Origin of the sequence: Ideonella flava (genome assembly GCF_051857595.1) — a bacterium.
Lineage (GTDB): Bacteria > Pseudomonadota > Gammaproteobacteria > Burkholderiales > Burkholderiaceae_C > Ideonella.
Genome location: NZ_JBPZHD010000001.1, coordinates 68,788 through 95,447, shown reverse-complemented (window position 1 = coordinate 95,447; position 26,660 = coordinate 68,788). Strand labels below are relative to the sequence as shown.

The window sequence follows — 26,660 nt, the reverse complement described above, 5'->3', positions numbered from 1 at the left end:
CGCGTTTGTTGGTGCACTTCCTGTCGACCGGAGCGCGGGCCGCGCGTTAGGAGGCGGTCCCCCGAATCTCGCCCGGCTGCCCTGCCGGCTCCCGCCCTTTGGACATGCAAGCCAGCGCAGGCCTCATCGCGCCCCGCCGCAGGGCAGGGTGGTTCGTGCGTCGCTCGGCCGCATGGATGGAAGTGCTCGGCGTGCTGCTGGCCATCGCGTGCTGGTGGCCGGCCTTCGACCGGATGGCCGGATTGGCCGAGGGGCGAGACCAGCGTTTCGCGGTCGTTTCGCCGACGGCCGAGCCCGCGGCCGCCGCGCTGGCGGATCGCAAGAATCTGGCTACGCGATTCCTCTACCGCACGGCGGCCTGGCAGTGGGCGGGTGCGATGGGATTGGGCTACCTCCTGCTTCTGGTCAGTCGCCGTCCCTGGCCGAAAACCGCTGGCGTGGCGCTGGCGCTGGGCCTCTGGGCATTCGCGGCCTGGCTGGGGCGCGTGCCATGGCCGTTGGCGGGTGCGCACGCCTTCGAGCCCGCGAGGGTCGGGCCAGCCTGGTCTGATCCGCCGGCGCCATTCGTCTGGTGGCTGCTCGGCGCCGCGGCGCTTGCAGGGATCGTGGCTTTGGCCGGCTCTGGCGTCCGGGCGCGGCCGCGTCCGGCTCAAGCCATGAGCTCACGGCTGGGTTATCCCGGTCTGGTGCTGGCCACGGGATTGGGCGGGTTGCTGTTGCTGGATCTGTCGGCCAACGGTCACCCTGGCAATCGCTACCTGGCGCTGTACCACCAGGGGCACCTCTGGCTGGGCATGCTGGTGTTCTCGGTGGTGCTGTTCTTGCGCCAGCCGATCTCGCGGGCGCTGGGCTTTGCGTTGTCCCTGCTGGGCGAGGCGGCGCGCGGCGTGAGCGCGGGGCTGGGGCGGCCCGCCGCCCTCGCGGGCCTCATCCTCGTGGCGCTTGCCGGCGTGCTGGCCTTCGGCATGGCGCTGTCAAGCATGCGGCAGCTGACGTCGGAACTGGGCCGCGTGTGGCTCATCGTCGGTGCGGCCTGGTTCTTCTTTCTTCGTGCCGCGCCGCTGGCCGAGCGCCTGGCTCGATCGGGTACGGCAGGCGGGTCGTTCTGGCGATACCTGGGGCCGCTGCTGTTCGTCGCAGGCGTGCTGGTGGCCGTCATGGTGATCACGCGCGACATGGGGCCCTTGCTGATCGCCGGCTATGCCTCCGGGGCCTTCGTCGCTGCCTCCGTGGCCTTGTGGTGGCATTTGCGCGCCGGCCAGCGGGCCTGGGCGATGCTGCTGGCGGTGTTGCTCTTCGCCCTGTGGATCGTCGGCGTCACCGCGGCACTGTTCGCGGTCGGCACGGTGGACAGTGTCACGGCGACCCGGTTGGAGAGCCTGTCGTCGCCCTATGCCTCGGTGAACGACCAGTCGGCGCTGGTGGCCTGGTTCCAGCGCGCCACCCCCGCCGCCGGCTTCGGCCTGGGCAACGTGCCGTGGTGCGGCTATGCGCCGGTCGGCTCCTGCAGCGGGGTGCCCGCGCAGATCCACAGCGACTACACCTTCACGGCCATCCACGGCGTCTTCGGCCCGGCAGCCGCCTGGGCCGCTTCGCTCGCCTGTGCGCTCTGGCTGCACCGGCTGATCCGCCATCACGGCCGCGTCACGCGCGGCGAGCCGGGCTACGTCGCGGCCGGGCCGGGCCGGATGGTGCATGACGACCAGGCGCTGCTGAGCTGGATGGGCGTCGCGTGGGTGGCGCTCACCTTCTGCCAGCTCGCCGTCACGGTGGCCGGCAACCTCGCGGTGTTGCCGCTGACGGGCGTCACCTTCCCGTTCGTCAGCTTCGGGATGACCTCGCTGGTGGTGAACCTCGCCTTCCTGGCCTTGTGCATCAACGTCGACGTGCCGCCGCGGGGCAGCCATGGCTGAGCGGCGCGACATCTCCCTCCTGCGCTTCGCCATCGCGGCCAGCCTGGCGATCCTGCCGGTGATGCTGGGCCTGGTGCTGCTGGTGGCGGTGGTGAGGCCGGCGAGTAGCGCAGGGGAGGCACCCGACCGCTACCGCAGCGTGCGCCTGATCGCCGCGCTGAAGACCTTCGAGGAGGCGGTGGTCGAGCGCCCCGCCGTGGCCCCCGCGCTGCCCGGCGGGGAGGCGATCCTGGCCGGCCTGCCGTCCTGCAGGCACGACTGGGCAGGCAGCTCCTGGCGAGCGGGCGATTGGCTGCCACTGATTGCTGGTCCTGCGGCCGCGGCCGGGCCGGCGCCGGCCGAGCGTGTCGCCAGTTCGCTGGCCGCCTTCGACGCGGCGCTGCTGCGCTTCAGCACCCGTGCCAATTCGCGGGTGGCCGGCCCGGTCGGCTTCGATGCGGCGCGCTGGTTTGCCGCGGCCAACAGGACCCTGGCACGCCCCATCGAGCTTCCGGAGACTCAGAACCAGAGCTTCCGCATGGGTTGCGCGGACCTGGTCACCGCCCTGGCGATCCTCCTGCGAGACAACGCCCGCATGCTCGACAACCTCGCCTGGCGGGGCACGGAAGGGGCCTCCACCGTCGCTCGCTGGCGCCCGGACCAACTGGTCGAGATCCAGGCGCACCAGATGTCCCGGCGAAATCCGTGGAACGGGGTGGCCGGCTGCGTTTACGTGGGACACGGCAGCAGCCTCGCGCCGACGCACTACGTGGCCGGCGAGCGCAGTGCCCAGCGCCGGCTGTGCGGCAGCCCGGTGCTGGCGGGCGACGCGGGCGTCTCGCCCCTGCCCGGTGAACCCGGGCCCGCAGACGCGCCCGAAGACAGCCGCTGGATGGTGCCGCCCTCGCTGTCGGCGCTGCTGCAGCCGCTGGACAGCTTGCGGCAGCCCGGCGGCACCTTGTACCGCCTGGCAGCCGATGCTGGCGGCGTCCGCCGCGTCCCGCTCGACGGCACGCCGGTCGAAGTCGGCGGCTCGGTGCAACTCACCATCGATCCCGGCCTGCAGGCGCTGGCCCAGAAGACGGCGGCCTGCTACACCGGCCGGCGCGAGGTCTGCCAGTCGCTGGCCATGACGCGCGCCGAAGACCACGGCGAGCCGATCGGCCATCAACTGCTCGAGGGCGCGATGGTGCGCATGGCGGCAGTGGCGGTGATCGACGTCGCGACCGGTCGCATCGAGGCCCTCGCCGGCGCGATGTCGCCGTGCGCGCGCCAGGAGGTCGACGGTCCCGGCCGCGAGGCGGATTGCGACCGCCGCCTGCCCTACCCGGTGCAGTACCGGCCGGACGCGCTGCTGAATCCTGCGGTCTTTCACGACGCGATGCCGGCCTCTACCGTCAAGCCGATCATGGCAGCGGCATTCCTGTCCGACCCCGAGGTGGGGACCCGCTGGCTGGCCGGCGAACGCTCGGGCATGTCCCGCAACGCCGCCGCCGAGCCCGCGCGAGAGAGCCTGCGAGGCCAGCTGATGCGCTCGGATTCGGCCCGCTTCCTCGACCGCATGTTCTGCCAGGACAAGCGCTTCGACCATTGCGACCGGCCGTGGGCCGTTCAGACGATGGCGAGCGAATTCGGCTGGAACGAGGGCTGCGCCGGTGCCAGCGGCGACTGCGGCAAGCGCGACCTGCTCTTCGGCCGCTCGTTGACCGCCAGGCCCGACGCCGGCAACGAGCCTCAGCCGGTCACCGCACTGTCGCTGCCCATCGCCTACGGCCGACTGCTGGCAGAGCCCCAGACGGGCAAGGCGGCCACCTCGATGCACCTGATGCCGCCCACGACGCTGCGCCCGGCGCTCGTGTCACGCTGCGCCCTCGGTGCCGATGGCCGGCGACTGTCGGATGACGACTGGGAAAAGTGCCGCGGTGGCGCCATGGTCGACGTGGTCGCCGAGGGCTGGGGCCAGGGCCACGCACGGGCGAGTGCACTGGGCATCGCCGGCATGATGGCTACGCTCGCGGCGGCGGCCAATGGCCAGGCCAGCGTGCCTCGGCCGCACCTGGTCGACGCCTTGACCGACGCCGGAGCCCGCGCGGGCACGCCCCTGCAGCGTGCACTGGCCCGCTGGAGCCACCCCTCTGCCGAGCCGATGCGCCTGAGCCAGGACGCGGCCGAGGTGATCCTTTCCGGCCTGTCGTTCAGCCACCGCGCCGGGACCGCTCGAAGCGCCTGCGAGCAGGTCTTCGACGCGGCCCGCTGCAAAGGCATCGACTGGCTGGCCGGCAAGACCGGGACGCCCAGCTTCCCCAACGACGGGTTCTCGCTGGACGAGATCGCGCGCCAGTGCGCGGGCGGACCCGCCGCGGTGGCACGGCCGGGCCAGCATCTGCCGTCCTGCAGTTCCCTGCGGCCCTACAAGTGGTACGTCGCCACCTACCGCACCGACGCTTCCAGCCCGCGCTGGACCAAGGCCATCGCCGTGCTGACCGAGCGCAACTGGATCCGCCGCAGCGGCCAGGTGCACGGTGTCGGCGACCACGGTCCCAACCCTTCAGCGGAGATCGCCCTGCAGATCGTCGGCCGGCAGCGAGGACTCATCCCGGCCACCACCACACCATGAGCAAATCCGACGACACCGCCCGCCTCCCCGAGCCGCTCGTGTGGACCTTCGACGGCCCCTTCGAGCGTTGCCTGGCCGATCTCGAGGACACGCTGCGCCGAGCCATGGTGATGGTCGGCGGCGTTTCCCGCATCGCCTTGCTGATCGAACTGTCGCTGCCGACGCTGCAGCGCCGCATGCAGGCGGGCGACCGGCTGCAACCTGCCTGGGGCGATTTTCTCGACCGCCTGGGGCGCTACGGCCTGCCTGCTCTGCCGCGCGTGAGGCATCTGCCCCAGCCTGGTCCCCTGGCGACGCTGGTCGTCGCCTGGCGCCCCTGACCAACGTCCCTTCCTTTCCAGCGAGCCGCATCATGTCGATCAAGTCCTGGGTTCTCGGCCGTGTGCATCAGATCGGTGGGCTGGCCGGCCGCGCCGATCTGCCATCGTCCGACGCGGGCGCCGAGCCCGCGCCGCGCTCGCCTGCGCGAACGGGCGACCGAGAGGTGGTGTCATTGCCCGGCATAGAACACCTCGGCGCCTACGGCTCCCTGATCGCTGCGGTGAGGGACGAGCTGGAGCACTTCGTGGCCAGCCACGTCCGCCTGCACCTGGCCATTGCGGATCGCGATCGCTTCCTGCTGACCGGGATCGCCGTGCGCTGCCAGGACGACGGGGCGCGCCAGCGGCTGGCCGGCTTCCTGAGGGAGTTCAAGCCCGAGCAGGTCAAGCGCTACCTGGCGCGCGAGGTGATAGGCGCACTGCCCAATGCGGCGGCCATGGACCTGTCGCAGTTCTCGGGTCTCGAAGATGCCGACACGCGCGACGCTGCCGCCGAAAAGGGTGAGTACGACGATCTGCTCGAGGCCCTGCGGGTCGCGCCCCCGCCGGCCACCAAGCCCTACCTCGTCGAGATCGTCGGCCGCTGGACCGAGCAGGACGCCGCGTCCCGCCTGAACGCCCCGGCGGGACCGCTCGGCAACACGCCGTCCACGCCGATGGCCGGGCAACGGGTGGAGTTCGACCTCGAGGATGGCGAGGGCCGGCGTCAGGTCGTGCTGCCTTCGGTGGTGGCCGGCCGCCGCTACCTCGTCGGCACCGGCGAGGGGTGCGACATCCGCGTGCATGGCAACTACGCCAGCCGCCGCCATGCCGAGCTGTGGCTGGAGCGCGGGCGCTGGTGGATCGGCGATGCGGGCTCGACCAATGGCGTGCGGGTCGAGCCGCCGCCTGCTGCCGCGCGCGGCAGCGGGGCCAGGCCCGACAGCGCCGTGCCGGGCCCCCACCAGCCGGTGGCATTGCCCGACGGGGCACGCATCGTTCTCTCGGCGCGAGCCGATGGGCCTGCATCCGACTACCCCTGGCTCGCCCTCAGAGTGCAGCCTCGGCCCTCGGCGCCCGGCACGCCGGTCGCGCCCGGGCTGGCGGCGAACGCTCCGAGGACGCCGCTCACCGCAATCTCGCCTCCTCTGGATGGAACGGCTGCCGGCTGGGAGCTGCGCGCCCGTCTGGGTGCCGGCGAGCAGACGATGTCGCTTTCGCCGGCCCGCTTGCCGCTGAGCGTGGGTCGCTCGCGCAACCAGGCGCTGGTGGTCGATAGAGGTCATGACGCCGTCTCCGGCCACCACCTGGACATCACCGCCATCGACGAGGCGGGCGCCGAGGTCCGGGTCCACGGCGACAACGGCGTGTGGCTGGACGGCGTCCACCATGGGGCCGGCAGTCGCCTGCGTTGGCGGCAAGGGCAGGTCATGGTCCTCGGCGCTTCGCTCGATGAAGGCCCGGCGTGCACGCTCGTGCTGGCCCGCGCCGGGCAGGGCTGAGGGCGGGATCATGGACCGCCACGGCCTGCCGGCCGCCAGCCTCGCCACGCCGATAGAGCCGCGCCGCGCCGCGGTGCCGCAGCCTCCTGCGCCGGTGGTCGGGCAACAGGCCACGCAGCGCAGCCTGCTGCGCCGCATCGACGCGGCCGCCGCGTCGTCTTGCGGCCCGCAGCACGCTGCGAATGAGGACAGCCACAGCCCGTTGCCCAGCCCCAGGTGCCTCTTCGTCGTCGCCGATGGCGTGGGCGGCGGTGCGATGGCGCAGCTCGCCAGCCGCCACCTGGTCCGCCACCTCCACCAGACGCTCGACGGCCACGCCGTCGATGCCGCGAGGGTGCGCGCGGCCATGCTGGATGCGGATCGCGCGATCGCCCAGCGCATCGCCCAGGTCACCGAGGCCCCGGGTGCGGCCACCGTGGCCCTGTGCGCGCCCGCGGATCGTTTCGGCCGGACCTGGCTGGTCGCCTGGGTGGGTGACTGCCGCGCCTACAGGCTGCCTGCCGGCGACGGCCAGGATATCGAGGCGCTGACCCGCGACGACACCTTCGGCCACCTCGGCGAGCAGCCGCCCGACGGCAGCGGCGCGGACGATCCCGCGCGCATGGTCGGCAACGGCGCCATCGCCGGCGCCAACGTGGCCGTGCATGCGCTGGCGCGGGGTGATCTGCTGGTGCTGTGCAGCGACGGCGTGCACAAGCATCTGGAGACGGACGACTGGGCGCGCCTTCTGCGCCAGCCGGTGTCGCTGGCGCGCCGCTGCGAGGATGTGATCGACCAGGCCCGGCAGAGAGGCAGCGTCGACGATGCGACGGTGCTGGTCTTGCAGCGAAGTCGCTGGTGGGCGGGAGGCGCGTCATGACGCCGGGCGACATCGACCGCGTGTTCGGCCGCAGCCGGCTGCGCATGGTCACGGGCGACCACGTCGAGGTGTTCCGCGAAGAGACGGCGCCTGGCGAGCGCCGCCGCTACACCAAGCGCTTCCTGGCCACGACGGCCGGGGATTTCCGCCACTGGACGGAGCGCGAATGGCGCATCCTGGCCCGCCTCGTCGGGCACGGCATCGCGCCGGTGCCGGACGTGGTGCAGTTCGATCGCGGCGCGGCCGACCGGCCGGCGCTGGTGCAGACCTACGACGCCGGCGTGACCGTGGACCACTGGACCACGCTGCTGCCCGTGCGGCGCGACGGCGTGGAGCACCGCCACGTGTTCGAGGACGCCGCGCACTGGTGGGCCCTGGCCAGGCATTGCCTGGTCGCGCTGGACGCGATCCACGGCCTGCACCTGGTGCACCTGGACCTCAAGGCCGACAACGTCTGCATACCCCTGGGCCCGGTCGATTTCGATCCCGATGACGCCGGGGCCGTGCTGTGGCCGCGATTCGAGCAGATGGCCCTGATCGACTTCGCCTTCTCGCTGGTGGAGGGCGAGCGCCTGACCCGCGCCCTGCCGATCGCCCGGCAGCCGGACTACGAGTACCAGTCGCCCCGCCTGCTGCATGCCCTGGAGGCCGGCGCCGCCGGCGACCTGGGCCCGACGCAAAGGCTGGACTGGCGCTGCGACCTGTACAGCCTGGCGGCGATGCTGCGCCGACTGCTGCCCGATCCGGAAGGCACGCCCCAAGCCTGCTGGACCGCCGAACGTCTGGGCGAGGCTCGCGCGCTGGTTCGCCGACTGCTCGAGGCGCATGACACCGAGGCCGGCCTGGTCCGCCCGCACGACGAACTGATCGCGGTTGCCAGCCGGGTGCTGGGCGAGCCCGACATGGCCGCTTCCCTCGAGCGAGGCTGGCAACTGGCCGCCCGCGCCCGCCGCAGCGGCGACGATCTGGCCACGCCGGTCACGCGGATCGCTGCACCGATCAGCGAAGACCTGTTGCGCCGCGCGCCGGCGGTCGAGGACCGCCTGCTGCTGGCGCCACGGCGCGACCGGCCCCGCCGCCGTGTCGCGCCACGGTTGGTGGCCGGCGTGGGTGCCCTGGCTGCGGCCTCTGTGGTGGCGGCCGGCTGGTGGGCCTGGCAGGCCCCCTGGTCGAGCACCGAGCGAAAGATCGAGTCAGCGGCCGTGGCGGCAAGTCCGCCGCCGGCCTCGTCGCCTGTGCACGCAGCGCCAGCGCCCGCAGCCCCGGCCGCCTCGGCGGTGGAGGAAGCGGTCGTCGCCGCCGAGCCCGCCGAGCAGCCTGCGTCGGTTGCCCTGCCGAGCCCGGCAACCGTCGTCCTGGCACCGGCCCCTGGACCAGCGCAGGCACCGGCACCGAGACCGGCACCGAGACCGCCGGTGACGGCCGAATCCGGAGTGGCCGACCCGGCGCCGCCCGTGCGCAGCAAGAGGCAGACACCGGCTCCGTCGAAGCGGCCGCCCGTGGTGGTCGCCGCTGCGGCCGCGCCGGCTGGTGCGGACAAGGGCGCAGCCGCCACCGCACGCCGGCCCGCGACGCGCGTGGCGACGCCATCGCCTCGGCCCGCCACGGTGCCTGGTACGTCGCAAAGCGAGCGGCAGCGGGTGTTGGCCTGGCTCACGATGCGGGGACCGTCACCGCCCTCGGCGGTCGCGGCGACAGGCCCTGCGATGCCCGCGTCCCCCGCCGTGGCCTTGCCCACGGCCACCCCACCCGCCACGACGCCCGTCACGGTCGGGCCTGCCGTGGTGGCGCCACCGCCGCCGCCGGCCGCCCCACCGCTGCCTGCGGATCTTGCCGCCCGTGCCAATGAGTTGCTCGCCAACTGGCTGCCGCGCGCCGCGCGCCGGGCCGAGCCGCTGGTGGCCCATGTGCTGGTCGTCGCGGCGCAGGCCGACGGTGCGCAGAGGGACGACGAGATTCGCATCGCGGTCAATGCGCTGGGGGTCGGCCGCGAAGACGGCGAGCTCGACCTGACGGCCGACGCCGCCGAGGCCCGCCGACTGGCCGAGGGCGCGGCGATCGCCTACTGGCGCCGCGGCCAGGTGCGTGAGGCCCTGGGCCTGCAGCAAAGGGCCTTCGGCGCCAATCCGCTGGACGCCCAGGTGGCCGGGCAGTTCGCCTTGCTGCAGCTCAAGGACCGCCCACCCCAGGCCGACACCGCGCGCCAGCTGGCCCTGCATGCGCTCGTCCGGCGAGACCCGCGTTGGCAGGCCCCCCGTGCCGACGACTGGGCGACTCTTGCCATCGCCAGCGCGCTGGTGGGGCGCGAGCGCGATGCGCGCAACGCCTGGTTCGTGGCCATGGCGCTGGCGCCGCAACCGGAGACGCAGTGCCGCGCGGCGATCAATGCCTACACCCGCTATGGCGAGCCCTTGAGAGCCGCGGCGGAGGCCGTCCTCAACCGTGCCGCATCGGCCGGGCTGGCGAATCGGTCGCCCCTGTGCGCCTGGCCGCCGTACTGGCAATCCGGCAATGCCGGCTGGCGCTGAGCGCGGCTAAGCTCGGCCGCATGGCTCGCATCGCCCAGGTCGACTTCGAAGCTCCGTCACTGCAGGTCGCCCGGGCCCTCATCGGCGTCACGGTGCTGGTCGATGGCGTCGGCGGCCGCATCGTCGAGACCGAGGCCTACGACAGCGACGATCCCGCCTCGCACAGCCACGGCGGACCGAGGCCGCGCACGCTGTCGATGTTCGGCCCGCCCGGGCATGCCTACGTCTACCGCTCCTACGGCATCCACTGGTGCCTGAACTTCGTCTGCCGCGAGACCGGCCACGGTGCAGGGGTGCTGATCCGCGCGATAGAGCCCACAGCCGGGCTCGATGCGATGCGCGAGCGCCGCGGGCTGCAGGATCCACTGCTGCTGTGCTCCGGGCCTGGCCGGCTCGCCCAGGCACTGGGCATAACCCGTGAACTGGATGGCGCGCCGCTGGATCGGGCGCCTTTCACGCTGCAGCCGGCCGAGGGTCGGTTGAAGGTGGTCAGCGGGCTGCGCATCGGCATCACGAAGGCGGCGGACCGCCCCTGGCGTTTCGGCCTGGCCGGCTCGCGCTACGTGAGCCGGCCGTTCAGCTGAAGCGCTACATCTGCACGACGAGTTCCGCTTCGCCCTCGCGCCGCATCAGCCTCACGCCGACGTCGGCCTCGTGGCGCGTGACCGCGATGTCCATCCGGCCCTTGGGCAGCCGGATGCCGCGGATGCGCAACTGGTCGAGGAAGGCCGGCATCACCGGGTTGACCAGGCGGACGCGGCCTTCCAGGCCATCGACCTCCAGTCCCAGGCAGGCCTGGATGCACAACAGCGGCGCGGCGGCGGCCCAGGCCTGCGGAGAGCAGGCCTGCGGGTACAGCGTGGGGCTCTCGCCAGGATGGCGAACGAAGCCGCAGAACAGTTCCGGCAGGCGGTGCAGGTCGAAGTGCAGCGAGGCGTCGAACAAGCCGCCCAGGATGCGTGCGGCGTGTCCGCGCATGCCATAGCGGGCCAGGCCGGCCGCGACGAGCGAGTTGTCGTGAGGCCAGACCGAGCCGTTGTGATACGACATCGGGTTGTAGCGCGAGGCGGTCGACCCGATGGTCCGGACTCCCCAGCCGGAGAATCCGGTCTCCGACATCAGCGCCTCACCCACGCGCCGGGCCCGGTCGGGGCTGGCGATGCCGGTGAAGAGCACCTGGCCGGCGTTCGAGCTGGGCACGCGGCAAGGTTGCTTGTGGCCGTCCAGCGCCAGTGCATACACGCCCAGGTCCTCGCACCAGAAGGTGTCCTCGAACCTCTGGCGCAGGGCCTCGGCCTGGTCGTCCAGCGCCCGGGCCCGGTCGTGCAGGCCGAGGGCGCGAGCCATGGTGGCCGCGGCGCGCCGGGCGGCGAAGACATAGCCTTGCACCTCGCACAGGGCGATAGGTGCCTGGGCCATGGAGCCATCGGTATGGAAGACAGCGTCGTGCGAGTCCTTCCAGCCCTGGTTGGCCAGGCCTCGATCGGTCTGGCGCGCGTATTCGACAAAGCCGTCGCCGTCGCAGTCGCCGTAGCGGTCTATCCACTCCAGCGCCCGCTCGAAGTGGGGCCACAAGGCGCGGATCTGCTCGATGTCGGCGCTGCGCTGCAGGTAGGCGCCCCCCAGCATCAGGAACAAGGGCGTCGAATCGATGGAGCCGTAGTAGCGGCCGAAGGGCACCTCCCCGATGGCGGCCATCTCGCCGCCGCGTGTCTCGTGCAGGATCTTGCCGGGCTGCGCATCCTGCGCGTCGTTCTCGGTGTCGGCCTGCATCGAGGCGAGGTAGCACAGCACCCCGCGGGCCATCTCGGGCGCCAGCCAGAGGCACTGCAGGGCGGTGATGATGCCGTCGCGGCCGAAAGGCGTGCTGAACCAGGGCACGCCCGCATAGGGATAGCGGCCTCGCGGGGTGTCGGTGGCGAGCATGTGCAGGTCGGCGAGCGAGCGGTTGAGCCACTCGTCGAACTGGGTGTTCGAGGTGCTGAGCACCGGTTCCGCGCCCCGCGCCTGCTGGATCTCGGCGCGCCGGGCCTCGATCGCGACCTCGTACCAGGGGGGAGGCTGCGGCGACGACGGATCGACGGCGGCCGCCGGTGCCTCGGCCGCTTCGTCTGCCGTGCAGCCGACGGTCCAGCGCAGGCAGCATGCGTCGTGGGGCGGCAGGTCCAGAGCGAAGGTCGCCTCGCTGGCCGAAAGCGACTGCGGCAGGGTGTCGAACACGATGCGGGTGCGGCGACGGCGGCCGTCCAGGCCGGTGTAGCCCAGCACCACGGCCTGGGGTTCGACCACCGGCTGCAACAACTCGCCGCGCCGCTCGCGCTTCATGCCGCGGGCTTCGAAGATGTCGGCGAAATCCGCACCGAACGCGACGTGCAGCGTGAAGTGCACCGGCTCGCCTCCATAGTTGTGGATGCGCAGCCGGTCGCACAGCGCGCCGCGCCACAGCACCTGGGTTCGCAGCAGGTGCAGCATGCCCTGCTGCAGCGGCTCGGCGCCTTCCTTCTCGAGCGCCGGGTTGGTCAGGTGGACGAACATCATCGCGTTGTCGTCCTGCACGGCCGAGCTCAGCAGCATCAAGGGCCGGGCGGGATGGCCGCGCGTGCTGATGCGCAGATCGAGCCGCGACAGAAAGCGCGTGTCCTGGTGGAACAGGCCGTACTCGGTCGGACCCTTCTGCTCGGCGTTGCCCAGCCGGTCCAGCACCACGAAGCTGTCGGCATGCTTGAGCACCCGGGTGCGCAGGTCCAGCCGCGTCGACGGCGAACTGATGTGGTAGTCGTCGTGCGGGCGTTCGGTCGGGTGCGCGTCTGCAGGGGCTTCAGCCATTCGAGACCTCCTTCAGCGGCTCGGCCGCGCGATGGATCAGGCGTTGGTAGACGGCCAGGTAGTTGAGCGCCATCTGATCGGCGGTGAAGCGCTCGTCGAAGCGCCTGCGGCAGGCGCGGCGATCCAGCCCGGCGGCCTGGCGGGTGGCGTGCACGGCCTCGTCGACGCTGTCCACGATGAAGCCGGTGACACCGGGGTCGATGATCTCGGGCACCGATCCGTGGCGGAAGGCCACCACCGGTGTGCCGCACGCCATGGCCTCGATCATCACCAGGCCGAAGGGCTCCGGCCATTCGATGGGAAAGAGCAGGGCGATCGCGTGGCCCAGGAACTCGGCCTTCCTGTCCTCGCTGATTTCGCCGATGAACTCCACCAGAGGGTCGTCCATCAGCGGTTGGATGCTGTTTTCGTAGTAGGCCTGGTCGGCCGGATCCACCTTGGCGGCGATCTTCAGCGGCATGCCCAGCCGACGCGCGATCTCGATCGCCCGGTCGCAGCGCTTCTCGGGCGAGATGCGGCCGAGGAAGGCGAGGTAGCGACCGGGTTCGGCCCGCATCTGCAGAAGGGAGGCGGGAAGACCGTGGTGGACAGTGGCCTGCCAGTGGGCCCATGCCAGCGGCCGGCGCTGGGCGTCGGAGATCGAAACCAGCGGCATCTCCCGGAATTCGCGCATCAGAGGGACCAGCTCGGGCAGGTCGAGTCGGCCGTGCAAGGTGGTCACTTGCGGGACGTGGCTGCGGCGGGCCAGTGGAAAGTGCAGGTGATCGGTATGGAAATGGATGACGTCGAACTCGGCTGCATGCCGGAACACGTGCTCCATGTGCAGCATGTGCGGCACTTCGTGTTCCAGGCTTCGCCCATCCAGTCGCAGGGCGCGCGGCCAGCATGAGCAAAGGCGCGCGCTGGTGATGGAATCTCCGCTCGCGAACAGCGTGACTTGATGCCCCAACCGGACCAGCGCTTCGGTCAGGTAGGAAACAACCCGCTCGGTGCCGCCGTAGAACTTCGGCGGCACGCTTTCGAACAACGGGGCGACCTGGGCGATGCGTAGCGCGCGTCTGCCCGGCGCCAAGGCAGTGGTGGTCATGGGCCGACTCCTGGAACACGGATGGGGCCGGGCTCGGACCCGGGCATGGCGCCGGGCTGTCGTCGGCAAGACTTTGCCGGCCCGTGGACCCCCATAGGCCAGCAAGCCACGTTCCCGGTAACGGGGCGCCTACAGGTCGAAGTCGGCCCACACGGCCGCGCGGCCCGAGGCCTCGCGCACACCCGCGCCCAGGCCGGCGAAGGGCCGCTCCTGGGCGATGGAGTGGTGGGCGAGGTCCGGCATTCCGCGGCGCTCGGCGCCCGCGCGCAGGAAGCGTGCTTTCAGCGCGTCCGAGACCAGGATGTAGTCGAGCTGCTCGTTGCGTCGCCGATGGGCGGTCCACCGGTCGTCGGGGATCGGGAACTGCAGTGCCAGCACGTCGTTCAGGCCGGGCAGTCGCAGCAGGGGTGCGAGGCTCTGCGGCGCGCGCTGAGGCGAATCGTTCAGGTCGCCAAGCACGGCGACCAGGTCGCGCGACAGGTCGTAGTGAGCGCCGAGGATGCGGCTGACGGCCCGGGCCTGGCGGCGAAGCCGCGCATCGTCGCCCGGCGAGTCGAAGTGGTTCAGCAGAAGATGAAGGCTTGGGCCGCCCGGCAACTCGAGTTCGAGTTCGAGGCAATCACGGCCGAACACCGGCCCCTCGTCATCGCGGTCGAAGCAGTGGCTTCTCAGGCGCCCGAGCGGCAGCTTGCTCAGGACGCCCAGGTGCATCGCCCGGCGGTCATTGCCCTCGAGCAGCAGGTGGTAGGGAAATCGCCCGTGCAGCAGCAGGCCGTTGAAGGCCGCCAGCGCGCTGTGGTCCTCGACCTCCAGCAGGCACTGCACATCGGCATCGACGGCCCGCAGCACTCGGGCCTTGGCCTGCGAACGTCGCGGGTCCAGCCGGCGGCGGCGCGGACGCAACCCCGGCGCGCCAGCCGAAGGCTGGGTGGCTCGGCTGAACAGGTTCTCGCAGTTGTAGGTCGACAGCCGCAATGTCATGCCCGGTCGGCGCGACGCGGATGGCGCCGGCCTTTGGTGCACTTTGCCATCGGGGCAGCAAGTTGACCGTCCCCAGCCGGGGGGATGCTTCCTGCGCGGCCGTGTGGCTTTGCTCAGGCCTCGCTGCTCGCGTCCTGTATGCGGTGCCAGTGCTGGCTGGCTGCGCGGGCCAGGGCGACGCCCTCCAGGCCCGCGGCTGGAGCCACTTGCGTGGCGATCTCCTGGGCATCGCCGCCGGCGATCAGGGCATCGGCCACGGCGCCCAGCGCGAGCATGGAGCGCAGCTCCTGCGACCGCTGCGCCCAGCGTGCGGGCGGCTGTGGCCGCTCGCGGATGAAATCGGCCACTTCGCCCGCCAGGCCCCAGGCGCGGCAGAGCGAGGCCCCCAGGACGTCGTGGCTGACGCCAAAGGCGGCCGTCTCCGCGGCCAGGAGGGCGCTGCGATCGGCGTCCCCGGCATGTCGGGCCAGCAGGGCCGGATAGTCCTGGGGTGAATGCAGGCACAGCACGGCCTGGCCGCTTTCGGCGAAGAGACCGGCCGACTGAGCGCGCCAGGCGTGGAGGCCGAGCGAGACGGCACTGCGGCCCATCAGCAGCCCGCGCAGCCGCGCTGCGTCCCAGATTCGGTTCATGGCCGGCGAAGTGGGGAAGCTCGTGCGCAGGCCGAGTTCGAGGGTGATGGCGGCGACCTCTCGCATGCCGAGGTAGAGCACCGCTTCGGCCACCGTCTCGACCCGGCGGAGGATGCCGAACATCGCCGAGTTGACGGTGCGCACGACGGCCGAAGCCAGCGCCAGGTCGCCCTCGATCACATCCGCCACCTCGGGGACGGAGGTGTCTTCGTCAGCGAGAAGCTCTGTGAGCTTGAGCGTGGCGGCGGGGCTGGCCGGCAGCTCGATGTCGAGCTGTCGCAGGCTGGGGTCTGGGCGGGTGGTCATGGCGGCGATGATGTCCCGAATGCACGGGCCTCACAACCGCCGGGCGTGCCAACTATCTCACCGAGCGCAGGTCGCCGGAGCCGACGACGCGGCTCGTCACCTTGGGCGGGTTGCCGCTGTAGGCCACGTCGCCCGAGCCGGCGATCTGCACCGCTAGCGCCTCGGTGGCGTGGACCCGCACGTCCCCGGAGCCGGCGATGTCGACGTTGACCCGCTTGGCGTTCATGTCGGCGGCGTGGACGTCACCGGAGCCGGCGAGGTTGTAGCCGGCGTCGTCGCACTTGCCCTTGACCCAGATGTCGCCCGAGCCGGCCAGCCGCGCGGAGAGCTTGCCGAGCTCGGCGTTGTCCAGCCGCACGTCGCCGGAGCCGGCGAGCGACAGTTCGAACTGCTCGCCCTTGAGCGCGCTGACGTTGAGATCGCCGCTGCCGCGCAGGTCGGCCTGCGTCAGCCGGGTGAAATCGACGGTCACGACCAGCTGGCTTTCGGTGCGGATGCCGGTGTTGGGCTTGATCTTCACGACCAGGGTGTCGCCTTCCACGTTCGTCATGACCAGCGGGGCGATGTTGTCGTCGGCCTTGATGGTGACGCCAGGCGCCGCAGCCGGGCGTGCATTGACGGTGATGGCGCTGTCCAGACGCAGCTTGCTGAAGGCCGGGACCGTGCGCTTGTCCTCGATGATCTTGCCCGAGCCGACGACGCGCGAGCTGAACAGGCCGGTCTGGATGTCGATCGTCGTCGCCTGCGCCGCCTGCGGGGCGGCGAGGATGGCCAGGGTGGCCAGCACCGACACCAGCGGCGCGATCATCAGCGACAGGGGGCTAGCGTGGCGGGGGGTGGTCATGTGGCGGCTCCGGCGCGGTGAACTTCGAATGCCGCCATGGTGCCTATGCAGTGCACTGCGCGCCATCCGTGCGCGACAGGCCGTCGATCCGGCGGCGTGAACGGCAAGCGCACGGGATCAGGCGCCGCCGGGGTCCGACTGCCATTGCCCGTCGATCAGCAGCTCGTACGGGCGGAACTGGTTCTTGTAGGCCATCTTCGGGCTCTCGGCGATCCAGTAGCCCAGGTACAGGTGAGGCAGCTTGAGTGCCTTGGTCTGCTCGATCTGCCACATCACGCAATAGGTGCCGAAGCTGCCCTTCACCTCGGGATCGTAGAAGGTGTAGACCGCCGAAAGCCCGTCGCTGAGGATGTCGACGATGGCCACCATTCGCAACTCGCCGAGCGCTTCGGGATCGCCCGGCGGCACGGGCTCGCGGAACTCCACCAGCCTGGAGTTGACGCGGGTCTGCAGCAGGAACTGGGTGTACTGGTCGACGCTGTCGTGGTCCATGCCGCCGCCCGCGTGGCGGCCGGCCTGGTAGCGCAGGTAGAGCTGGTAGTGCTCGGGCACGAAGCCCAATCGCATCACCCGCGTCTTCAAGCCGGCATGGGCCGCCTGCGCACGTCGCTGGCTGCGGGAGGGCTGGAACTGGTTCACCGGCACCCGAAGCGGCTTGCAGGCGTGACAGCTGTCGCAGTAGGGCCGGTAGGTGAACATGCCGCTGCGGCGAAAGCCGCACGCGACGAGCGCGGAATAGGCCTCGGCGTGAATCAGGTGGCCCGGCGTGGCGACCTGGGAGCGGGCCAGCCGGTCCGGCAGATAGCTGCAAGGGTAGGGCGCCGTCGCGTAGAACTGGAGCGACGCGAACGGAAGCTCTTTCGGGTGGGTCACGGCGGGGGCTGATCGTCGGGTTTCAAGCCGAGATGGATCCAACAGCCCGGATCATAGGCCCAGCGCTCCGGCCCCGGCGTCGCCACGGCCTGGCGCAGGTGCGCCTCGAACGCCGGCCTGGCAATGGGCCGCGCCCCGAGGCTGGCCAGGTGAGCGGTCTGCTGCTGGCAGTCGATGAGCGCTATGCCCTTTGCCCGGCAGAAGGCGACCAGCGCGGCCAGTGCAATCTTGGAGGCGTCGGTCCGGCGCGCGAACATCGATTCGCCAAAGAGCATGCGACCCAGCGCGACGCCGTACAGGCCGCCCACGAGCTGGCCGTCGATCCACGTCTCCACGCTGTGGACGCGTCCCAGCCGGTACAGGCGTACGTAGGCTTCGACCATCTCCGGCACGATCCAGGTGCCGTCCTGCCCCTCGCGCGGGGCGGCGGCGCAGGCCTTGATGACCCCGGGCGTGTCACCGTCGAAGCGGATCTCGCAGCCCGGGGTGCGCAAGAAACGCTGCAGCGTCTTGCGCAGCGAGCGTGAGAGCCTGAATTCGGCCACCGGCAGCACCATGCGCGGGTCGGTCGTCCACCACAGCAACGGCTGGCCCTCGCCGTACCAGGGAAAGATGCCATGCCGGTAAGCCTCGGTCAGCCGCTCGGGGCCCAGGTCGCCACCGGCGGCGAGCAGGCCGGGCGCGTCGGTCTCGGGGCCGAGCGCCTGGGAGGTCGGGGGGAACGGGCTGTCGCCGTGCAGCCAGGGAAGTCGCATCGGCCCTCAGGATAGCGCCCGGCAGGCAGGACGCCCATGCCGGGCGGGCATCACGCCCTCTTCAGCAACTCCGTGTCGATCGGCAGCGTGCGGATGCGTTTGCCGGTGGCCGCGAAGATGGCGTTGGTGACGGCCGGAGCGATCGGCGGGGTGCCCGGCTCGCCGATGCCTCCCGGCTTCTCGGTGCTGGCCAGGATGTGTACCTCCACCTTGGGCATCTCGTTCATGCGCAGCACCTGGTAGTTGTGGAAGTTGCCCTGCTCGACCCGGCCGTCCTTGAAGCTGATCCGGCCGTACAACGCCGCCGACAGGCCATAGACGATGGCGCCTTCGATCTGGCGCGAGATGGTCAGGGGGTTGGCCGTGAGGCCGCAGTCCACAGCCGCCACGACGCGGTGGACCTTGGGAGTTCCGTCGGGCGCGACCGAAACCTCGGCCACTTCGGCCACGTAGCTGCCGAAGCTCTGGGCCACCGCGATCCCCCGGTGCACGCCTGCCGGCAGCTTGGTGCCCCAGCCGGCCTTCTGCGCAGCCAACTCCAGCACCGCCTTGTAGCGCGGGGCGTTGCCGAGCAGCTGGCGGCGGAATTCGAAGGGATCCTTCTTCGCCTGGGCCGCCATCTCGTCGATGAAGCTTTCGATGAAGAAGATGTTCTGCGAGTGCCCCACCGAGCGCCAGAACCAGACCTGGGGACCGGGTTCGACGCGGCCGTAGCCGATGCGCGAGCTCGGGATGTCGTACGGGTTGTCGCTGATGCCTTCGAGGGCGAAGGTGTCGACCCCGTCGGGCGGAAGCTTCATGAAGCCGGACGCCTCCATGATGGACGGCGAGCCGACGTCTATGCGCAGCAGCGTCGGCTTGCCGGCGGCATCCAGCCCGCCCTGGAACTTCGCCACCGAGGCCGGGCGGTAGAAGCCGGCGGCCATGTCGTCTTCGCGGGTGTAGATGAGCTTGACCGGCTTGCCCGAGATCTTGGACAGCAGCGTCGCGTCGATGGTGAAGTCGGGAGCGAACCGCCGGCCGAAGCCGCCGCCGAGCAGCATCGTGTTGATCTTCACCTTGGCCGGTGTCACCTGGGCCACCTGGCCCAGGATGCCCTGCACCGGCCCCTGGCTCTGCGTGCCGGCCCAGATCTCGACCTCGTCGCCGCGCACCCAGGCCGTGCAGTTCATGGGCTCCATGCACGCGTGGGCGAGGTAGGGCGCCTCGTAGACCGCCTCGAAGGTCGACGCGCTGTTGGCCGCGGCGTCCTTGAGGTTGCCCACGTCCTTGGCGACCGCGTCGGCGTTGTTGGCCCCGTCGCGAAGCATGTCGGACACGGCGGCGGAGTTCAGGCCGGCCAGCTTGCCCAGGTCCCAGGTGATCTCCAGCGCGTCCCGACCCTGTTTCGCCGCCCAGTAGCCCGTGGCCAGCACTGCCACGCCGGTCGGCAGGGTGATGACCTGCTGCACGCCCTTGACGGCCTTGGCCTTGGCATCGTTGACTGCCGTGGCCTTGGCGCCGGGTTGCGGCGCGCGCGCCATCACGGCCACCAGCATGCCGGGCAACTGCGCGTCGATGCCGAACTTGGCCGTGCCGTTGATCTTCGCCGCGGTGTCCAGCCGCTTCGTCGGCTTGCCGAGGATGCGGAAGTCCTTCGGATCCTTCAGTGTCGGCTCGGTCGGCACCGGTTGCGTGGCCGCTGCGGCCACCAACTGGCCGTACGAGAGCTTCTTGCCGCTCTTGTGGATGACCTGCCCGGCCTCGGTGCGGCATTCGTCGGGGCCGACTTTCCATTGGGCAGCGGCCGCCGCGACCAGCATCTGCCGCGCGGCGGCACCGGCCTTGCGCACCGGCTCCCAGTGGGCTCGCACGGTGGTCGAGCCACCGGTGGCCTGCATGCCGAAGATCGGGTTGTTGTAGGCCTTGTCGACCGGGGCCTGCTCGACGCTGACCTTCTTCCAGTCGGCGTCCAGCTCCTCGGCCATGAGCATCGGGATGGCGGTGAGCACGCCCTGGCCCATCTCGGAGGAACCGCAAAGGACGGTCACCCGGTCGTCGGGCGTAATCCGCAGCCACGCATTGGGCGTGAAGGCCGCTCCCGCTGGCGCGGCGGAGGCGGCGCGGCCGGTGAGGGGCAGGGCGAAGCCGATGACCAGCGAAGAGGCGGCGCCGGCCTGGAGGAACTCGCGACGGGTCGGAGCATTCATGTCACGCTCCCTTCAAGTGGCCCGCGGCGTCATGGATGGCGGCGCGGATCTGGTTGTAGGTGCCGCAGCGGCAGATGTTGCCGCTCATGGCGCCTTCGATGTCGGCATCCTGGGGCGCCTTGTTCTTTTCCAGCAGGGCGCAGGCGCTCATGATCTGCCCGGACTGACAGTAGCCGCACTGCGGCACGTCGACCTGCGCCCAGGCGGCCTGCACGGCCTTGCCTGTCCGGGTGGCGCCCACGCCCTCGATCGTCGTCACCTTCTTGCCGGCGGCGGCGGACAGCGGCGTCTGGCAGGAGCGGACGGCCTGGCCGTCCAGATGCACGGTGCAGGCGCCGCACAGCGCCATCCCGCAACCGAACTTCGTGCCGGTCAGGCCGAGGTCCTCGCGCAGCACCCACAACAGTGGCGTGGACGGGTCGGCATTCGCCGTCACCCGCTTGCCGTTCACGGTCAAGGTCGTCATGCGTATCTCCTTCGTCAGGAACGGGATGGGCGCGGGCAACGATACGAAGTCGTCCTGGCCGCGTCAAAGGGTTTTGCAAAGAGAAGGGCCGGCATCTGCCGGCCCGGTTCGATGGCTGCGGACCGCGTCAGTTGCCGCTGGCGGCCGAGGCCGGCGCCCCGGGGGCCGGGGTGGTGGCCGGTGTGGTGGCCGGGGCAGCGGCCGGCGCTGTCGCCGCGGCCTGCTCGGGCGTCGGGTGCGAGGTGGCGCTGGTGGCCATCGGCAGCAGCGGCACGATCAGCAGGGCCACGATGTTGATGATCTTGATCAGCGGGTTGACGGCCGGGCCGGCGGTGTCCTTGTACGGGTCGCCTACGGTGTCGCCGGTGACGGCGGCCTTGTGCGCCTCGCTGCCCTTGCCGCCATGGTGACCGTCCTCGATGTACTTCTTGGCGTTGTCCCAGGCACCGCCGCCGGTGCACATCGAGATGGCGACGAACAGGCCGGTCACGATCGTGCCCATCAGCAGGCCGCCGAGCGCGGCCGGGCCGAGCAGCAGGCCGACGAGGATAGGCACCACCACCGGCAGCAGCGAGGGGATCATCATCTCCTTGATCGCGGCCACGGTCAGCATGTCGACCGCCTTGCCGTACTCGGGCTTGGCCGTGCCTTCCATGATGCCCTTGATCTCGCGGAACTGGCGGCGCACTTCCTCCACCACCGAGCCGGCGGCACGGCCCACGGCCTCCATGGCCATCGCACCGAAGAGGTACGGGATCAGGCCGCCGATGAACAGCCCGATGATCACCATGTGGTCCGACAGGTCGAAGCGCAGGTGCATGCCTCGGCCCTCGAGGGCGTGGGTGTAGTCGGCGAACAGCACCAGCGCTGCCAGGCCGGCCGAGCCGATCGCGTAGCCCTTGGTCACCGCCTTGGTGGTGTTGCCCACCGCGTCCAGCGGGTCGGTGATATCGCGCACGCTGTCGGGCAGGTCGGCCATCTCCGCGATGCCGCCCGCGTTGTCTGTGATCGGGCCGTAGGCGTCCAGCGCGACGACGATGCCGGCCATGCTCAGCATCGAGGTCGCTGCCACGGCGATGCCGAACAGCCCGCCCAGCCAGTAGGACACGCCGATGGCGAGGCAGACGAAGATCACCGGCCAGGCGGTCGACTTCATCGACACGCCCAGGCCCGCGATGATGTTGGTGCCGTGGCCGGTGGTCGAGGCCTGCGCCACATGCTGCACGGGCTTGTAGTCGGTGCCGGTGTAGTACTCGGTGATCCACACCATCAAGGCCGTCAGCACCAGCCCGACGGCGCACGCCCCCCACAGGGCCATGGCGCTGATCGTCTTGCCGTCCGTCAGCGTCACGGCCTGCGGGAACAGGGCGGTCGTCACGAAGTAGAAGGCGATGAGCGACAGCACGCCCGCGACGATCAGCCCGCGATACAGCGCCGGCATCACGTTCTTCATGCCCGGCGAGGCCTTGACGAAGCTGCAACCGATGATCGAGGCGATGATGGAAACGCCGCCGAGGATCAGCGGATAGACCACCGCGTTCAGCGGCGCGCCGGTGACCATCAGGCCGCCCAGCGTCATGGTGGCGATCAGGGTCACGGCGTAGGTCTCGAACAGGTCGGCGGCCATGCCAGCGCAGTCGCCGACGTTGTCACCCACGTTGTCCGCGATCACCGCCGGGTTGCGCGGGTCGTCCTCGGGGATGCCAGCCTCGACCTTGCCGACCAGGTCGGCGCCCACGTCGGCGCCCTTGGTGAAGATGCCGCCGCCCAGACGCGCGAAGATGGAGATGAGCGAGGAGCCGAAGGCCAGCCCGAGCAGCGGCTTCAGCGTCGCCGATTCCACGTTGGTGCCGCCGGTGACCCACCAGAAGAACAGGCCGACGCCCAGCAGGCCCAGGCCCACCACCAGCATGCCGGTGATGGCGCCGCCCTTGAACGCGACGTTGAGTGCCGGGCCGATGCCTTGCGTGGCCGCTTGCGCGGTTCGCACGTTGGCGCGCACCGAAACGTTCATGCCGATGAAGCCGCAGGCCCCGGAAAGCACCGCGCCGAGGACGAAGCCGCCGGCGGTCTTGCCGTCGAGGAAGACGGCGATCAGGACGGCGAGGACCACGCCCACCATGCCGATGGTCTTGTATTGACGTGCCAGGTAGGCCGCAGCGCCCTGCTGTATCGCGCCGGCGATCTCCTGCATGCGGGCATTGCCCGGGTCCTGGCTCAGGATCCAGCTGCGCTGGATGAAGCCGTAAATCACAGCCGCAAGGCCGCACGCCAGCGCCACATAAAGCGCCATGGTGGTCGACATCAAAGGGTTCTCCTTCCGCTCACAGACACTCGTTTGTGCTTTGCGCCCGGGGCTGTCACAGCCAGGCACAGGGCGCGCTTCGGCTGCCCCGAGGGGGTCGCGCTGGCATGCTACGGGATGCCCCTTCACCCCGGCTTGGTGTTTTCCTGCGGTGCAGCAATGGGCATGCCGCGTCAGGGCAGGGCAAGGGCGGTCCGTAGAATCGGGGTTTTCCCGCTGACTGCAAACTCTCCAGAACACCATGAGCCTGCACAACGTGACACCGGGCCCCAAGGCCCCCGACGAGTTCAACGTGATCATCGAAATCCCGATGAACGCGGACCCGATCAAGTATGAGGTCGATGAGGACAGCGGGGCGCTGTTCGTCGATCGCTTCATGTCCACGTCGATGCACTACCCGTGCAACTACGGCTACATCCCGCAGACGCTGGCCGACGATGGTGATCCGGTGGACGTCCTGGTGATCACCCCGGTGCCGCTGATCCCCGGCGTGGTGGTGACCTGCCGCCCGCTCGGCATGCTGCGCATGGACGATGAGGCTGGCGGCGACAACAAGCTGCTGGCGGTGCCCATCGACAAGATCCTGCCGATCTACACCCAGTGGCAGAAGCCCGAGGATCTGAACCCGATGCGCCTGAAGACCATCCAGCACTTTTTCGAGCACTACAAGGATCTCGAGGCCGGTAAGTGGGTCAAGGTGCTGGGCTGGGAAGGCGCCGAAGCCGCCCGCGAGGAGATTCGCCTGGGCCAGGCCAGCTGGAAGGCCAAGCAGGCCTGATGTCTGCCTGATACGACCCAGCAACACGCTTGGGTTATCGTCCGCGCTGGCGTGCCGCCGGCCGCAACGCCGCCTCGCTCAGGCGGCGTTTTCGTTTCGGCGACGCGCGTTGTCCGCTTCAGGAGCCGAAACGATGCGTCTCTTCTCGTCCCGTTGGGCGATCCTCGCCAGCATCCTGCTGGTCAGTGCCACCCAAGCCGCGCCGGCGCGCAAGCCCGCGCCCAAGGCCCCGCAGCGCAAGCCCGTGGCCACCGCGCCCGCACCGGTGCCCAGTGCGCTCAAGCCGGTGCGCACCGTCGAAGGCATCACTGAATACCGCCTGCCCAACGGCCTCCAGGTGCTCCTGGCCCCTGACGATGCCAAGCCCACCACGACCGTCAACGTCACCTACCGCGTGGGTTCGCGCCAGGAGAACTACGGCGAGACCGGCATGGCGCACCTGCTGGAGCACCTGCTGTTCAAGGGCTCGCCGCTGCACCGCGATCCCAAGGCCGAGTTCAGCCGTCGCGGCCTGAACTACAACGGCAGCACCTGGCTGGACCGCACCAACTACTTCGCCAGCTTCACCGCCAACGAGGACAACCTGCGCTGGTATCTCGGCTGGCAGGCCGACGCGATGGTCAACAGCTTCGTCGCCCGCCGCGACCTCGACACCGAGATGACGGTGGTGCGCAACGAGATGGAGAAGGGCGAGAACAGCCCGTCGCGCATCCTTTTCCAGAAGACGCTGGCCACGATGTTCGACTGGCACAACTACGGCCACGACACCATAGGCGCAAGAGCCGATGTCGAGAACGTCGACATCCCGCGCCTGCAGGCCTTCTATCACCAGTACTACCAGCCGGACAACGCGACGCTGATCGTCAGCGGCAAATTCGATCCGGCCAAGGTGCTGGGCTGGGTGCAAGCCGACTTCGGCCGCATTCCGGCACCCAAGCGGGTGTTGCCCAAGCTCTACACCATAGACCCCGTGCAGGACGGCGATCGCGCCGTCACGCTGCGTCGCCAGAGTGGCGTGCCGCTGCTTTTCTCGGCCTACCACGTCCCGCCCGGGGCGCACCCGGACACGGCGGCGGTCGAATTGCTCGGCCTGGTGATGAGCGATGTGCCGGCGGGGCGGCTGCACAAGAAGCTGGTCGAGAGCCAACTGGCCTCCAGTGTGTTCTCGTGGAACGCCGATCTGCACGATCCGGGCTTCGTGATCTTCGGGGCGCAGCTCGGGCCGGAGCAGGGCCTGGAGAAGGCGCGAGAGGCTTTACTTTCGACGCTCGAGGCCCTGGCCTCGCAACCCATCACCGACGAGGAGGTGAACCGCGCCAAGGCCAAATGGCTGAAGGACTGGGAGCTGCGCTTCTCGGATCCCGAGACCGTGGGCGTCGCCTTGTCCGAGACGGTGGCGCAGGGAGACTGGCGCCTGTTCTTCCTGCTGCGTGACCGGGTCAAGGCCGTTACTGCGGCAGATGTGAACCGCGTCGCCACGGCCTACCTTCTGCGCGACAACCGGACGCTGGGCACCTACGTGCCGACCGAGCAGCCGACGCGCGCGCCGAAGCCGGAGGCCGTGGATGTGGTGGAGCAGCTCAAGAGCTTCAAGCCGGTCGAGACGCTGGCGCAGGCCGAGGCCTTCGATGCCTCGCCGGCCAACATCGAGGCGCGCACCCAGCGTTTCGAGATCGCGCCGGGCATGAAGGTCTCGCTGCTGCCCAAGGCGACCCGTGGCGACGTGGTCAATGCCCAGCTGACGCTGCGCCTGGGCGACGAGGCGAGCCTCAAGGGCCAGTCCACCGCCGGCGAGATGATGGCGGCCATGCTGGACAAGGGCACCACCCAGCTTTCGCGCCAGCAGATCCAGGACCGCATGACGGCCCTCAAGGCCGAAATCCAGATCGGCGGCAGCGCGGAGGACCTGACGGTCAATGTGATGACGACGCGCGAGAACCTACCGGCCACCATCGAGCTGGTCGGCCAGTTGCTTCGCCAGCCGACCCTCCCGCCCGACGCGCTGGAGGAGGTGCGACGTCAGGTGATGACGGGGGTCGAGCAAAGCCGCAAGGAACCGGAGGCCATCGTGCAGGAGGCCCTGGATCGCCACGGCAATCCGTATCCGAAGGGGGATGTGCGCTATGCCCGCAGCTTCGAAGAGACGATCGCCGAGGTGAAGGCCGTGAACGTCGACCAGCTCAAGGCGTTTCACAAGCGCTTCGTCGGCCTGGCCAACGCGCAGTTCGCTGCAGTCGGGTCGATGGATGCCGCTGCGGTGCGCACGGCGCTCGACAAGGCCTTCGCAGGCTGGGCGCCGGGCGTCGGCTTCCGGCACGTTCCGCGGCCGCTGGTCGCTGTTCCGCCGGCGCGTCTGGCGTTCGAAGCGCCGGACAAGCAGAACGCGACGATGGAGGTCCGCCAGTCACTGCCCATCAAGGAGCTGGACCCTGACCAGGCGGCGCTGATGGTGGCCAACTTCGCGTTCGGCAGCGGCGGCAACTCGCGCCTGTGGAAGCGGGTGCGCGAAGCCGAGGGCCTGAGCTACCACGTGGGCAGCACGCTGGACTGGAACGCGGAAGACGCCAACACCGGCTGGCAGGTGACGGCGATCTTCGCGCCGCAGAACCGCGCCAAGGTCGAAGCGGCCTTCAAGGACGAGTCCGACCGCTTGCTCAAGAACGGCTTCACGCCAGCCGAGATCGAGCAGGCCAAGGCGGCCCTGCTGAACTACCGCCGCCTCGCCCGGGCCCAGGACGGCAACCTGGCCGGGGCCCTGGTCCGCAACGACTACCTCGGGCGGCGCTTCACCGTGTCTCAGAAGGTGGATGAGGCGATCGCGGCGGTGACGGCGGAGCAGGCGACGGCCGTCTGGCGCAAGTACATCGATCCCCAGCGCTTCGTGGGCGCCCTGGCCGGCGACTTCAAGGGCAAGTGAGGCG

At 70.4% G+C, this 26,660-nt stretch carries 19 protein-coding genes; 9 read left to right on the top strand and 10 right to left on the bottom strand.

Translation table 11 applies throughout. The features are described from left to right. Nucleotides 1-155: 155 nt before the first annotated feature. The 7 genes from ACS5PM_RS00395 to ACS5PM_RS00365 are packed head-to-tail and all read left to right on the top strand — an operon-like array spanning nt 156 to nt 10,281. Nucleotides 156-1,913, top strand: coding sequence for an FtsW/RodA/SpoVE family cell cycle protein (locus ACS5PM_RS00395; protein WP_439384269.1), 1,758 nt, complete (start codon nt 156-158; stop codon nt 1,911-1,913). After that, nucleotides 1,906-4,509 carry a penicillin-binding protein 2 gene (locus ACS5PM_RS00390; RefSeq protein ID WP_439384267.1) on the top strand — a complete coding sequence of 868 codons (2,604 nt, stop codon included), beginning with the start codon at nt 1,906-1,908 and terminating at the stop codon, nt 4,507-4,509. The genes ACS5PM_RS00395 and ACS5PM_RS00390 overlap by 8 nt, the downstream gene beginning before the upstream one ends. After that, nucleotides 4,506-4,829, top strand: coding sequence for a hypothetical protein (locus ACS5PM_RS00385; RefSeq protein ID WP_439384265.1), 324 nt, complete (start codon nt 4,506-4,508; stop codon nt 4,827-4,829). The genes ACS5PM_RS00390 and ACS5PM_RS00385 overlap by 4 nt, the downstream gene beginning before the upstream one ends. A gap of 32 nt (nt 4,830-4,861) precedes the next feature. Beyond that, nucleotides 4,862-6,310, top strand: coding sequence for an FHA domain-containing protein (locus tag ACS5PM_RS00380; protein WP_439384263.1), 1,449 nt, complete (start codon nt 4,862-4,864; stop codon nt 6,308-6,310). Nucleotides 6,311-6,320: 10 nt separating this feature from the next. Beyond that, the gene (locus tag ACS5PM_RS00375; RefSeq protein WP_439384260.1) at nt 6,321-7,169 is read left to right on the top strand and encodes a PP2C family protein-serine/threonine phosphatase; all 849 of its coding nucleotides are present in this window, start codon (nt 6,321-6,323) and stop codon (nt 7,167-7,169) included. Then, entirely contained in the window at nt 7,166-9,697 is a 2,532-nt protein-coding gene (locus ACS5PM_RS00370; RefSeq protein ID WP_439384258.1) for a hypothetical protein, read from the top strand. Before ACS5PM_RS00375 ends, ACS5PM_RS00370 begins: the two co-directional genes overlap by 4 nt. 20 nt (nt 9,698-9,717) lie before the next feature. Further along, a complete protein-coding gene (locus ACS5PM_RS00365) occupies nt 9,718-10,281 on the top strand; it encodes a DNA-3-methyladenine glycosylase (RefSeq protein WP_439384256.1) in 564 nt (187 codons plus the stop codon). Between the two features lie 4 nt (nt 10,282-10,285). Here ACS5PM_RS00365 and ACS5PM_RS00360 read toward each other — a convergent pair whose 3' ends face one another. The 10 genes from ACS5PM_RS00360 to ACS5PM_RS00315 form a co-directional block, all read right to left on the bottom strand. After that, nucleotides 10,286-12,523, bottom strand: a complete 2,238-nt coding sequence (locus tag ACS5PM_RS00360) for an amylo-alpha-1,6-glucosidase (protein WP_439384254.1) — start codon at nt 12,521-12,523, stop codon at nt 10,286-10,288. Further along, nucleotides 12,516-13,610, bottom strand: a complete 1,095-nt coding sequence (locus ACS5PM_RS00355) for a glycosyltransferase family 4 protein (RefSeq protein ID WP_439384252.1) — start codon at nt 13,608-13,610, stop codon at nt 12,516-12,518. Before ACS5PM_RS00355 ends, ACS5PM_RS00360 begins: the two co-directional genes overlap by 8 nt. Before the next feature lie 129 nt (nt 13,611-13,739). Continuing rightward, on the bottom strand, nt 13,740-14,591 hold the full coding sequence (locus tag ACS5PM_RS00350; RefSeq protein ID WP_439384250.1) for an endonuclease/exonuclease/phosphatase family protein: 852 nt from the start codon (nt 14,589-14,591) through the stop codon (nt 13,740-13,742). Nucleotides 14,592-14,704: 113 nt separating this feature from the next. Then, the gene (locus tag ACS5PM_RS00345) at nt 14,705-15,529 is read right to left on the bottom strand and encodes an HDOD domain-containing protein (protein WP_439384248.1); all 825 of its coding nucleotides are present in this window, start codon (nt 15,527-15,529) and stop codon (nt 14,705-14,707) included. Nucleotides 15,530-15,581: 52 nt separating this feature from the next. Further along, on the bottom strand, nt 15,582-16,373 hold the full coding sequence (locus ACS5PM_RS00340) for a head GIN domain-containing protein (RefSeq protein ID WP_439384246.1): 792 nt from the start codon (nt 16,371-16,373) through the stop codon (nt 15,582-15,584). A 117-nt stretch (nt 16,374-16,490) separates the two neighbouring features. Next, nucleotides 16,491-17,246, bottom strand: coding sequence for an arginyltransferase (locus ACS5PM_RS00335; RefSeq protein ID WP_439384244.1), 756 nt, complete (start codon nt 17,244-17,246; stop codon nt 16,491-16,493). After that, nucleotides 17,243-18,001 (bottom strand): leucyl/phenylalanyl-tRNA--protein transferase, encoded by a 759-nt coding sequence (aat, locus tag ACS5PM_RS00330; protein ID WP_439384242.1) that lies wholly within the window; start codon nt 17,999-18,001, stop codon nt 17,243-17,245. Before aat ends, ACS5PM_RS00335 begins: the two co-directional genes overlap by 4 nt. Before the next feature lie 50 nt (nt 18,002-18,051). Beyond that, nucleotides 18,052-20,190, bottom strand: coding sequence for a xanthine dehydrogenase family protein molybdopterin-binding subunit (locus ACS5PM_RS00325; protein ID WP_439384240.1), 2,139 nt, complete (start codon nt 20,188-20,190; stop codon nt 18,052-18,054). A 1-nt stretch (nt 20,191) separates the two neighbouring features. Next, complete coding sequence (locus ACS5PM_RS00320; protein ID WP_439384238.1) at nt 20,192-20,656, bottom strand: (2Fe-2S)-binding protein; 465 nt, start codon at nt 20,654-20,656, stop codon at nt 20,192-20,194. A 127-nt stretch (nt 20,657-20,783) separates the two neighbouring features. After that, on the bottom strand, nt 20,784-22,961 hold the full coding sequence (locus tag ACS5PM_RS00315; RefSeq protein ID WP_439384236.1) for a sodium-translocating pyrophosphatase: 2,178 nt from the start codon (nt 22,959-22,961) through the stop codon (nt 20,784-20,786). A gap of 241 nt (nt 22,962-23,202) precedes the next feature. Here ACS5PM_RS00315 and ppa point away from each other — a divergent pair, with 241 nt between their 5' ends. Together ppa and ACS5PM_RS00305 are read left to right on the top strand one after the other, a co-directional pair. Beyond that, entirely contained in the window at nt 23,203-23,739 is a 537-nt protein-coding gene (ppa, locus tag ACS5PM_RS00310) for an inorganic diphosphatase (RefSeq protein ID WP_439384234.1), read from the top strand. A gap of 133 nt (nt 23,740-23,872) precedes the next feature. Beyond that, nucleotides 23,873-26,656, top strand: a complete 2,784-nt coding sequence (locus ACS5PM_RS00305; RefSeq protein ID WP_439384232.1) for a M16 family metallopeptidase — start codon at nt 23,873-23,875, stop codon at nt 26,654-26,656. The last annotated feature ends 4 nt before the right edge of the window (nt 26,657-26,660 follow it).